We start from the raw sequence: 11,777 nt of genomic DNA on the forward strand, positions 1-11,777 counted from the left end.
AACAAAACTACAGAAATGCCATCACGAATAAAGACCTGGAGGCACATTTTCACGTACATCAAAACTATCTTGCCAGATGCATGAAGACCACCTTCCAACGCACGCCGCTAGAGTATTTAATGGACTACCGCCTGGATCAGGGACGCAGTCTTTTGCTGCAAACCGACTGGTCCATCCAACAAATAACAGAGGAAACGGGATTCTCCCAGGCCAGTTATTTTTCTAAGTGTTTCAAGGAAAGGTTTGGGATGTCACCGAAGAATTACAGACAACAATACTGGAAACCAGCCAACTGAATATTTACGTCGCTTTTACATTTTGATGGTTTTATATTGATAGTGTCGCTTTATACTGAGTCGGTTATATCATTTTTACTTTGGAAAAGGGGTATACATATGAAGGCAACTAAAATTGCACTATTAACCATGTTGACCGGGATCCTAGTATCACCTGCAATACCCCATGTGGCAGTAGCTCAGCCCACGGGGTACGAATCCCTTCGTACACAAGCAGATAAATTAGGGGCAAAAATTACGTGGGACAGTGATGACCATTCAGTGTTGATCAAGCTGAAAAATGGCATTGTTGGAACCTTTACCGTCGGTGAAAAGCAATATCGTCTAGCTGGTCAAACCGGAAAAGCAGACCGGGAGATCAAGATGATCAATGGGAATGTATATCTTCCTACAAAAGTGATTACTGCACTTGAAGCAGAAAACAGAAAATATGCAGATCCCAAGGATGCCGTTCCCACCTATAAAGTGCTTCCCTCTGTCGAGACAGAAGCCGTGGAGGATGGAGAAGATGCAGCTGACGACCCTGCGATCTGGCTCAATCCGGTTGATCCGGGTAAAAGCAGAATTTTAGCTACCAATAAAGGCGGCGGAATTTTAGTCTACGATCTGGATGGTAAGCAGCTGCAGAACATGAAAGTCGGAAAAATGAACAACGTGGATCTTCGTTACGGTTTCACATTAGGCGGTAAAAAAGTCGATATCGCAGGCGCAACCAATCGCACCAACAACACGATCGATATCTTTGCCATTGACGGTGTATCAGGAACATTAACTAACGTGGTTGACAAACCTATTAAAGCAACCATGAAAGAAGTATACGGATTTAGCTTGTACCATAGCCTCAAGACAGATAAGTTTTATGCGCTCGCTTTGGGCAAAGAGGGTGAATTTGAGCAATATGAGCTGACGGACAATGGAAACGGCAAAATTGCTGGCAAGCTTGTCCGTCAGTTTAAGCTGGCTACGCAATCTGAGGGCATGGTTGCTGATGATGAATATGGTACGCTCTATATTGCTGAAGAGGATTATGCCATTTGGAAATATAGTGCCGAGCCAGACGGTTCATCCAATCCGCTGCGACGTGTTGATATTGCAGATGGACGTAGACTTCACGATGACATAGAGGGACTCACATTGTATTACGGCAAAGACGGCAAGGGGTACCTCATGGCCTCCAGCCAAGGCAACAGTAGTTACGCCATCTATGAACGACAAGGCGACAATGCATATATAAGCAACTTCACAATCGGTGATAGCCCTACCGTAGATGGTACGTCTGTCACAGACGGTATTGATGTTCTTGGCTACGGATTAGGCAAGAACTTCCCTCATGGCATCTTCGTTGCACAAGATGACGAAAACCTCGAAAACGGCAAGAAGTTAAATCAGAACTTTAAAATGGTGCCTTGGGAGCGAATTGCCACAGGTGCGCCTACCCCGCTAACGATGGACGATGGCATCAATCCGCGTGAATTGGTAAACAGAAGCAGCAAGTAATGCCCGTCGGGAAAAGCGAATTAACAACGCTCTGACTTGATCCATAGAAAAAACCCGCTCAGTGAGCGGGTTTTAACTTTTCATATGAATATATCCAGTGTGAGAAAAACGCAAAACTCATCGCCTGACTTCTTAGGGGTACTACGCCTTTAGATCCAGTACCAGTACATTTACCGAGTTAGCTGGTAATTGTAAGAGGACAGAATTTGTATGCAGCGTAACCTGCTGTTCAGTAGGCACTATCTTTTCATCATTTTTCTTATTCACGTTGGGTACATGAACCAGCGAGGAATCGCCAGTTAATGTAATCAGCTTGGCGATCGACTCGACACTCATGTCTTCCAGATTCAGCTGCGTCGCCTTATCTACGTTGTCGGCATTCACAAGTTTTACATATACATGTTCAGCATCTTGGGTCACCGAATGGAACACGTCTCTGTTATAAGCCTCCAGCTTGTAATCCAGCACTTTGCTGGTGGTTTTGCCGTCCGTGTATGAGCAGATCAGGTTATTACCCGTTTCTCCCCCATAGTTCACCGTAATGGTGTAGTCGGTGTTGTCGGACAGCTCTTCATAGCTCGCCGCTCTCAGGTTGCCCGCCGCAGTACTGGAAGAGTAATCACCCATCGTATAGCCTTCTATCCCTTGCTTGTAAACCTTCACGCCAGTAGCATTGCCGCCATAGCCAATCGCGTATTCGATGACGTTCTTTTTCTCAGCGGTAATATCCGTGAGGCCTGCGCCCACATAAAAACCGTCCGTGCCGGAAAGGCGGGAAGCAATCACCTCTACCTTATAGTTGTTCCAGCTGTCGTTCAAGATGTACAGACCATTCAAACCGCTATCCTGGGCTTTGAGGACAAGCCCCTTGCCTTCCTCCACCGTAGATCCCACGGAACCGGGAATAACTTGCCAGGCTGGATTCAATTCCTTGGTAAAATCCTGATCCAGCAGCACACTGCCGTCCTTGTTGGAGGTAACAGTCACGCGTTTAACCACAATCTCGGCGTTGCCTGTCGCGATTTCGATTCCACCCTGAGGAATGAGGTCGATCGGCTTGCCGTTTTTGTAAGTAGAGAACGAAGTGGCCAATACTTTATTGCCCAAATACTGGGCATACATTTGCTGCACATAATAGTTTGGTGTAAACCACACGGTTTCGTCATCAAACCAGATACAATCCGGTGTCCATCTGTAAGTTCCGTCCGTCAGGACTTTGTTAAACAGCGGCGCATAGGCAGCCAGCCGGACGACATCGGCATTATTTTCGAAGCCCGTCATCACCGCTGCTTCTGCGACTGCGCCTGCCAATGTATTTTTATCCGTTGAAGCATACTCCCCAACGAAAACCTTCGACGTTTCTTTACAGTTGATACTGCCATCCGCGTTATAAGCCCGATAGTAGTAATTATAGCGGTCCACATTATTCAACAGGTACTCATTAGAACGGTAATAGTGTTCATCGGCAATGGTGTCCATATAGTCTGTTTGCTTTTCATACCAGGTTACAGTCTCTTCCATCACCTGGTTACCATCTGCAAAAACAACCTTGGCTGAACCCTTCAGATTACCGCTCAGGAACTTCCAGCCCTGCTGGTAGGCATCATCGTCTGCTTGAGCGCCAACCGTAGAGATGATATGCAGCTCATGTCCCGGATAGTTTTTCTCCATGTACTCATCAATTGATGTCTTGAACACTTCAAAGTTGGCGAAGAACTCTGTGCCCCAGTTTTCATTCCCCACGCCCAGATAACGCAGATCGAACGGTGCTGCATGGCCCATTTTTTTACGCATGGCAGCCCATTCATTATGTTCAAAATCGACGCTGATCGCAAAGTCGATCAGATCCGTAAAATTCTTAATGTAGTATTCTCTCAATGCACCTCCAGCCGGATGAGCATAATCCGAGCGGGCTTGGCAAAGCACGCCGCAGGCCATAACCGGAAGCGGAGCTGCATTGAGGTCCTCTGCTAACTGGAAATATTCCATATAACCAAGACCCATGGTCATCATATAGCCCCATACATTAAAGTTTTCCTTGCGCAGCTCGATATCCCCAATGGATTCCTTCCAGTCGTATACATTTTCCCATATAAACGATCCTTCGGATATACAACCACCTGGAAAACGCAAAAACTTCGGATGCATACCGACCAATGCGTTCACCAGATCTTTTCTCAATCGGTAGTTAGGGTTGCCCTGATAGTTAGCGTGTGCTGATGGGGATTGCTCTTCCTCGCCTGCCCCCCATACATCTTGTGGGAATAAGGAGACCATATCAATGGAAATGTCCCCTTCAAATGTAAGTGTCAGCTGTCCCAGCACCGTAGCTGTACCTGTCAGCACCAGCTTGGACTCCACACCATACTTTTTCCACGTGTTGCCACCCTCTACTTGTATGGTTACCGAATCACTGATGTCCTTTTCCTTCGAGTCTTGAAGTTGCAGTGTGATGATGCCCGCCGATTCGGCCTTGGCCCAGATGGTGAACTCATACTTGGCGCCCTCCTGGATGGACATGGAACAATTCTGGTTAGAATCAGAAAAGCCTTTGTTCCGAATCGTTGCCCCATCCGCTACCGTCACATAATAGGAGTTCACATCCTTGTCTTTTGCGCCCAAAAACTCATTTAATCCACCGCTATGTTGTGGAGTCATCTTGTCCGTATCACCAGACCAGGCGAACAGTGGATTGCGGTTCCGTCCTGTAGAGCAGCCGCATTCACCTGAAGCATGGGAATACGTATCATATTCGAAGGATTCAAAAGAACGATTTTGCACAAGTTCTGCATAAATCCCGCCATCTGCCGCATTATTGATATCTTCGTAGAACAAGCCGTGCATCACTTCGCTGACATCCACAACTTCCTTATTCCCATGAATGGTCAGCGTGTATGGAGGCAGTTGTTCCGGGAGAACGGATACTTCAAAGCTTTCTTCAATCCGGCTTGAACCTCTGGTCAAGAGAGCCGTAACAGTAACCCCCTGTGCGGAAGTAATCGCCTGTACCTGTCCATGGTCAGAGAGTATGCTAGGCTGGCTGGATTTCCAGGTCACTTCCACTCTTCCACCCATCAGAACCGTTGGCAGAGATATGTCTTTGGTGATAATTGTCGTCGGAAATGATAAATACTTATCGCGGGCAAGCTTCACGATCTCCACATCTGTCAATGAATCGCACATGACCTCAATGACTTCATCCGCCGTCAAGCCTGCTTTATAAATTCGGAAGTCCGAAACCAAACCGGCAAAGTCTACATCCGCTGCATGTTGGGAACGTCCGATAAAATTGTTGCTATAGTTGGTCGAATCTGCAAACGTTTCGAACCACTTGCGCAGCTTGGCATAGTTACCACTGGAGGTTTGGCTGATGGAACCGTCTGCTGCCACTTCACCATTGACATATACGACCGGACCTGCACTGCTTAATGTACCGCCTTTTGTGCCGATTACAGACAGAGCGATGTGCATCCACTCATCCCTGACAAAGCCTCTTCCCGGGTCTACGGACAAGTCAGCCTCAGTGAAAAGAGTTCCGCGCAGATTCCGTGTCATAAACATATAAGGCCCCGTATGGGATTTACCAAAGTCAAATACACGTTCCCACATATCTGTGAATCTGCCAAAGTTCACCCAAGCCGTTACTGTAACACCCGTGTTATCGCTTACATCTTTAAACAGATCGAAAGGTAACTGAATATAAGATGTTCCGTTGGGCCCTCCTTCAAGTGCCAAAGCTGTTCTTCCGGTAGCATGGGAGATTGTAGGTGCTGCTGTGCCTGAAGGAATCCCGTCATTACCTTGTCCGGAGCTATCCTTGCCGACGTTCTCTGCATCATCAAACTTGTACCGCGCAATGATTTGATCTTGGAATTTGGTCATCTTTATGGCTCCTATACCTATAATTTATTAATATAATACCTAATTAGTTAATATAAATATGTACTATATAGCTATAGTACCTTATCCTGTGTACCTTTTTCAATCCAATAAATCAGATTTATAAAGAAAATGCTTGAACAAACTGCATTAAAAAAGCAGTCATCACAGAGAAGATTCTGCGACAACTGCTGTTTGGTTTACAGAAATACTTAGCCAGTCGGGACTTTCTTGAAAGGAAACAGTTCAGCGGTAGCTTATAATTATCCGTTCAATTTCTGTCCACAATTCGGACAAAAGTTAGCTCCCTCGTTTTTTGTGCCACAATTCGGACAAAAATTAGGTCTTTTACCTTCACCAGAAGGAGTGGGAGCATTGGATGCAGGCTGAGTTTCAGCCGGGGGCTGCTGGCTTGGGTTCAAATTTTTCATCATTTCATTCGCTATATTCATGCCCATCATCATACTCGCCATATCCGAAGCAGCACCGCCGCCTTTTACATTCCCCGATGCCATACCGTCGGTCATCGTCACTTGTTGGTACTTTTGTAGATTCCCGATCATTTCATGAGAAGCTGTCTTTGTAATCATATCCTGAATTTCCTGAGGATAATTGAAGCTCATCACATGAAAGCCTGTAATCGTCATTCCGTTGTCCATCACTTGCATATCCAGATCTTCTTGAATACCCTTCGAAATATCGGAGGCATTCGCCTGTAAATTAAACATATCCTTGCCTTCTCTGCTGATCCACTTCATTAATAACTGATCCAACACGGAAGTAATGCGTATTTTAACATCCTCAACAAGATAACTGTCCTTTACCCCGGCAATCTTATCAATAAGCGTAACATAATCATTTACTTTAAAGTTAAATGTGCCGTTGGCACGAATCGGCATCCCGCCTGGCAGTTGGGGAGTAGGGATCAAAACCGGATTTTGTGTTCCCCATTTGACTGTAAACTCCTTCGTATTAACGAATAAGACCTCCACCCGCATGCCGCTGTTAAAGCCGAATTTAAACCCTTTTAATGTTGATAGAAACGGAATAATATCCGAGTCCATGTTATATGACCCTTCATTCTCAAAAATGCCCTCAATCTTGCCGTTATTGACAAAAATCGCGTCTTGACCGGAGCGGATGATTAATTTACTGCCTTTTTTAATTTCACGATCGCTCCATTTCCAAAAAATCATGTCATCCCTAAATTCTTCCCATTCTACTACATTTGCAAATTGATTTCTGAAGAATCCCATGTGCTGTATCCATCCCTTCCGTTAAAATGATCCTCTGCTGCCGCTATGCGAATGACCGCCGCTGGTGGTTCCGCCCCCTCCGCCAGATGAGCTGCTGCTACTGCTCTTTTCAATCTTCCGTTTCGTTGTCGTAGTGTGAGTGTACAGATCCTGATGTGCCAGAACCCCTGACGTGCTTGCATCTTCGTAGGTCTGTCGATTTACCGTAACCCGTCCGCCGGAATTGGAAACCATCTTACCCACAATAATCGACGCCAACCCCAAAGCAATCGCCAAGTGAAGCCAGCCTTTGAAAAATATACTGTCCGGATTCACCCCTGGACGGATGGCCAAATATTTGTACGCGCCGAGAATATACTTTTGAAATGCAAGCCCATAGTTGCCATTCGTCAGATCCGGGGTAATCTCATGGCGGATTTTAGTAAGCCTGTCGTCATCCAGATAACGTTCTGCTTTGTAGAATCCAGCTAAATAAACCTCTCTATTCCTCATATCCATCGTTAAAATGACAGCATTTCCATGAGACCTGTCATAACCTGGGCCATGGTCGTCATAAAAATCCTGCGTCATTTTCATAACATCCATATTGTCGGGATTGTTGGTCGTATAAACAATAATGTCTGTTTCTCTTTCGGCTCCGTATTGGTTAGCCATCGTGTTCAATACATCATACTCTTCCTGATTAAGCAGACCCGCCTCATCATAAATCAATGGCTTCATTTCCGTCGTTGCTGCTTCGCCCTTCATTTCCATAGGAACCGCTAGAAACACGGCAAAGAACAACAAAACAGCCACAATGGCTCTATATTTGTTCAATAGAATTCTCCCCCCATGATTAGCCAAGTTATGAACCTTAATGAAAAGAGAGTTATGCCGAAAATGCCTGCAAACCAAGCTGTCACTTTGAACTTGCTAATCGGAGGTTTACCAACTACCTTGCCCGTCTGACCGTTCATCGCAAACGTATGCTCCAATTGATTGTAGTCATAGTGTATAACCCATACCGGAAGCAGGACATAATCCGCTTGTTTTAAGGTAGTATCAATTTGCTTTTCCGTGTAACTCACGGACGTATATTCTGACACCGTAGACTGGATATAAGCATCAATATATTCCTTCACTTTGTCTTTTACCCGCGGGAATAGTTCTTCTTCGTTATAACTATACTTTTCCGCAATATAACCCGCCAGATATGGCGTTTTAAAAGGTTTGAGCTGATCATACGGAAAAGGCTCCAATTTATCCATCAGCTCATCATTCATTTTCTCCGCAGCATCAATCGGAACCTTCACGTAGTTCAAACGGATTTTCCGATATACATCAAAATGCTTCGTTTCTGTGTATTCATAATCTCCACTCGTATAGGTTCTTACTTGGGTACCTTCACCTTGAACCTCAATTTGATTATGTAGATCATATAACCAGAAGGGGACATACATACCGGTTATTCCCTTGATTCGGTCGGCTATCATGAATCGGTTCGGTGTCAGACGGCCATTCTTGCACCATTTTTTGAACGCAGCTATAGCTTCTTCCTTGCTGATCGAAAAAGGAATAACCTGTGCCGGAGCCAGCTTCCCGGTCAGCCGATCACCCAGCACCACGGCAGAGCCACAAAAGCTGCACACCGTTGCACTCGTCTCCACCTCGGTCATAATCACTGCCCCGCAGTTATTGCAATGATACTCATGAGCCTCATCCTCTGAAAAAACACGATTGGTCAGAGGATCAGGAATCGATTCGATGTTGTCCTCTCTTCCACAGCTATGGCATGATAACATGCCTGTCTCACTGTCAAAGACCATGCCACTGCCGCAGTTGGGGCATTTATATTCGATAACTGGCATCTGCTCACCTCTTATCTAAAAGCTATTATGATTCTTTGGGATTGATTTTCTCCTTGATTGCAGCCAACTCATCTTCTGCATCGGTACTCTTCTCATATTGTGCAAACAACGCGTCCAAGTCGTCCTTTGTTCCTGTCCGGAGCTCGGCTATCGCCATCGCTTCATCATATGCCCTGTTCACCTTTTCTTCCAAGGCCCCGAAAAAAGAGTCATGGTCGCCCATAGAATTCAAGGTTTGCTGTGCTTTGGCAACCGCCAGCTTTCCTTTAAGTTCAGCATGCCGCAGTTCCAGTTGTCCAATATCGGACACCAATTTCTCCTGCATTTGTTTCATATGTACGGCGTTTGCCGAAGCTAATTCATAGGATGTCTGTAACGATGCCAGTTTCTCTGCCTGCAAAACTTTACGCTCCAAAAACTTTCGAGCTTCCTCTTCATTGCCTGCTTCCACAGACTTACTTGCATAACGCTGGAGCTTTTTAATCTCGTCTCTACATTCATCCAGTGCTCTCTTCGCCCTTTTCTCCTCAGCCAGCACCGAGGCGGTTTCCGCTTTCACCTTGCCCAGATCACTGTTCAAGTTTTGCATATAATCATCCATGGTCTTCTCCGGATCACCCGCTTTATCCATTAGGGCATTGATGTTCACCTTCATAATATCCTTGAACCTTGATAAAATTCCCATGGCAACCTCCTTTGAAGGGCTACATTCCCCCATATCATACCTCAAATCCGGTTAAAAATGTTCATCATTCATCATAGCTATGTACCGGACCAGCGAATACTTTCGGCTATTATTAAAAGCGAAGGGTTCAAAAAACCTTTCACAGATTTTTGAACCCTTCTCATGTACTCTTGTAGATTATAGCTCCTCATAGGACTTGGGGTCCTGCCCCCATATCTGTCCATCTTCCCTGCTGAGCGCCGAAATGACGTTCATTTCCTCTGGTGACAACTCAAAATCAAAAATGTCCAGATTTTCCGTCTGATGTATTACAGAAGAGGCCTTGGATCGTTCATATTAACAGCCTCCTTTATTATTCTCTTATACCGTAACACCTCTTCAATGCTCAGACAAAAACAGCGTACCAGTCCGGTTCCTCCTATACTTATTACCCACCAGCTCGTGACTTTCCTATTAAATTCTCTGTGTGCTACATCAAAAAGTGCCTGATCCCCGTTGAAATCATACTTGAAGTCAAGAGGTCAGGCACTTATATGTTACTACTACATTATATATTTCACTTCATGCTTGACTGCTTGGTTGTCCAACACAAAGCCGAAATGTACTGTGATTTTTTATTTCAAGCCTTCCCATACCCAGTTCTCTACCTCTGGCAAGTCAATGCCTTCTTCGCGAATAAATTGATGATGTTTCTTAACCATTGCATCCATTTCATCCACAATATTTGCGTACTTACCAGCGTCAGGTAAGTTTAGAACCGCTTCCTTCACTAAGTCAAAACGATCCATTTGGTTCAATACACGCATATCAAATGGTGTCGTAATATCGCCATTTTCACGGTAACCATGTACATGCAGGTTATGGTTGTGACGATCGAAGAACAGATCTTTGATCAGACCTTCATAACCATGGAAAGCGAACACAACTGGTTTATCCTTTGTGAAAAATTGGTCAAACTCAGCGTCAGATAATCCACGACGGTCCAATTTTTGGCTTCTCAGCTTCAGCAAGTCTACTACGTTGATATAGCGAATCTTCAAGTCAGGCAGTTTTTTATGCAAGATTGAGATTGCAGCTAAGCTTTCAATCGTTGGCTCTGTACCGGCAGAAGCGATGACAATATCAGGCTCTCCACCTTGATCCGTACTTGCCCAATCGATAATCTTCAACCCTTTGTCCACCAATTCCTTCGCTTCATCAGCAGAGAACCATTGTGGGCGTGGGTGTTTGGACGAAACAACCAAATTGATCTTTTGACGGTCATTTAAAATAGTGTCAAAAACAGCTAGCAGAGAGTTGGCGTCTGCGGGCAGATACTAAAGCTCAATACTTTGATTTTAGGCTTTTTGCCATGCATTTGAAAATTATCAGTAACTCCTAGATTAGAGCCTTCGTAGTTAAAGATAGATTCATTTCTTATGTATAATGGATTAATAAATGTCCCGGAACCCTGCTTTTTGAAAATAATTCCGACACTCTCCATTTTAGTTAGAGCACGTTTTATGGAACTACGACTAACCTGGTAAGTCTCACTAAGACTACGTTCATCTAGCAATCTCATATCTGCAAACTTTCCAGCGAAAATTTTCATTTTAAGATCGTCAATAATTTGCTTATAGACAAATTGTGTCATAAAGTACTCCTCTTTCAGGTCTTCTATAACTCCATATATTTTACCATAAACATGCCCATTTGATCTCATGTTTGTTTGCGTCTCTTTTACTTTACATCCTTATGCATAATACTTCCATGACATATACATCACACCACTGAGCATATCTGCAAAACAGCCGAAAATACAGACCCGACCTTGACATCCGATAGGACCAAGCCTGTTTCACATCTTCAGGGGTGTTTGACTAGACAAGGCTAAAATCCTTGAATACATTGTTATTATTTATCTTGTTCAAATGTGTTCTAATAAAAATGGTGGGGGGGGAGATCACATTGGCTATCCGCTACAGCGTCATCATTCCAACCTATAATCGAGCCCAGCAATTGCTGCTCACACTCACTTCATTCGAAACACAAACTTATCCGAAGCAACTATTCGAAGTCATTGTAGCTGATGATGGTTCTACAGATGGAACGAAAGAAATGGTCGAAGGCTTCAAAGCATCCTATCCTCTTACTTATGTGTCACACCCGGAACAACGCGGTCGATCTGCCGTTCGAAATTTGGGGATGCGCCGTGCAAAAGGAATGTACATTATTTTCTGTGATGCTGATTTTTTGGTGCTGCCTCATTTCATTAAAACCGTGAGCCGTTATCACCGCAAGTATCCCAAATCCGTGCTTTCAGGCATTCCTCACTCGT

The 11,777-nt window shown here is 44.6% G+C and carries 9 protein-coding genes and 1 pseudogene; 3 read left to right on the forward strand and 7 right to left on the reverse strand.

Going from position 1 to position 11,777, the window contains the following annotated elements; translation table 11 throughout:
* Positions 1-296: helix-turn-helix transcriptional regulator (locus AC5V8P_RS17610; RefSeq protein WP_495473746.1), on the forward strand; the 296-nt coding region annotated here is incomplete at its 5' end.
* Positions 297-395: 99 nt separating this feature from the next.
* Complete coding sequence (locus AC5V8P_RS17615; RefSeq protein WP_064795595.1) at positions 396-1,793, forward strand: phytase; 1,398 nt, start codon at positions 396-398, stop codon at positions 1,791-1,793.
* 141 nt (positions 1,794-1,934) lie between these two features.
* Here AC5V8P_RS17615 and AC5V8P_RS17620 read toward each other — a convergent pair whose 3' ends face one another.
* From AC5V8P_RS17620 to AC5V8P_RS17650, 7 genes and pseudogenes are all read right to left on the reverse strand, one after another.
* Positions 1,935-5,675 carry an alpha-L-arabinofuranosidase family protein gene (locus tag AC5V8P_RS17620; RefSeq protein WP_064795594.1) on the reverse strand — a complete coding sequence of 1,247 codons (3,741 nt, stop codon included), beginning with the start codon at positions 5,673-5,675 and terminating at the stop codon, positions 1,935-1,937.
* Positions 5,676-5,935: 260 nt separating this feature from the next.
* A complete protein-coding gene (locus tag AC5V8P_RS17625; RefSeq protein WP_064795593.1) occupies positions 5,936-6,928 on the reverse strand; it encodes an SPFH domain-containing protein in 993 nt (330 codons plus the stop codon).
* Positions 6,929-6,949: 21 nt separating this feature from the next.
* Positions 6,950-7,744 carry a TPM domain-containing protein gene (locus AC5V8P_RS17630; RefSeq protein WP_064795592.1) on the reverse strand — a complete coding sequence of 265 codons (795 nt, stop codon included), beginning with the start codon at positions 7,742-7,744 and terminating at the stop codon, positions 6,950-6,952.
* Positions 7,741-8,775 carry a TFIIB-type zinc ribbon-containing protein gene (locus tag AC5V8P_RS17635; RefSeq protein ID WP_064795591.1) on the reverse strand — a complete coding sequence of 345 codons (1,035 nt, stop codon included), beginning with the start codon at positions 8,773-8,775 and terminating at the stop codon, positions 7,741-7,743. Before AC5V8P_RS17635 ends, AC5V8P_RS17630 begins: the two co-directional genes overlap by 4 nt.
* 25 nt (positions 8,776-8,800) lie before the next feature.
* Positions 8,801-9,460 carry a PspA/IM30 family protein gene (locus AC5V8P_RS17640; protein ID WP_064795590.1) on the reverse strand — a complete coding sequence of 220 codons (660 nt, stop codon included), beginning with the start codon at positions 9,458-9,460 and terminating at the stop codon, positions 8,801-8,803.
* Between the two features lie 614 nt (positions 9,461-10,074).
* Positions 10,075-10,776, reverse strand: a pseudogene (locus AC5V8P_RS17645) (phosphoketolase family protein); the annotation flags it as partial.
* A complete protein-coding gene (locus AC5V8P_RS17650; RefSeq protein ID WP_495473747.1) occupies positions 10,746-11,162 on the reverse strand; it encodes a GntR family transcriptional regulator in 417 nt (138 codons plus the stop codon). The pseudogene AC5V8P_RS17645 and the gene AC5V8P_RS17650, both read right to left, overlap by 31 nt.
* 245 nt (positions 11,163-11,407) lie before the next feature.
* Here AC5V8P_RS17650 and AC5V8P_RS17655 point away from each other — a divergent pair.
* Positions 11,408-11,777, forward strand: a 370-nt coding sequence (locus AC5V8P_RS17655) for a glycosyltransferase family 2 protein (protein ID WP_495473748.1), incomplete at its 3' end; no start/stop codon positions are given.

The sequence above is a fragment of the Paenibacillus sp. N119s genome, from assembly GCF_059447605.1.

Excerpts from the sequence above, each read along its gene's own strand:
- AC5V8P_RS17615 (WP_064795595.1), top strand. The coding sequence starts at position 396 with ATGAAGGCAACTAAAATTGCACTATTAACCATGTTGACCGGGATCCTA.
- AC5V8P_RS17620 (WP_064795594.1), bottom strand. The coding sequence starts at position 5,675 with ATGACCAAATTCCAAGATCAAATCATTGCGCGGTACAAGTTTGATGAT.
- AC5V8P_RS17625 (WP_064795593.1), bottom strand. The coding sequence starts at position 6,928 with ATGGGATTCTTCAGAAATCAATTTGCAAATGTAGTAGAATGGGAAGAA.
- AC5V8P_RS17635 (WP_064795591.1), bottom strand. The coding sequence starts at position 8,775 with ATGCCAGTTATCGAATATAAATGCCCCAACTGCGGCAGTGGCATGGTC.
- AC5V8P_RS17640 (WP_064795590.1), bottom strand. The coding sequence starts at position 9,460 with ATGGGAATTTTATCAAGGTTCAAGGATATTATGAAGGTGAACATCAAT.
- AC5V8P_RS17650 (WP_495473747.1), bottom strand. The coding sequence starts at position 11,162 with ATGAGATCAAATGGGCATGTTTATGGTAAAATATATGGAGTTATAGAA.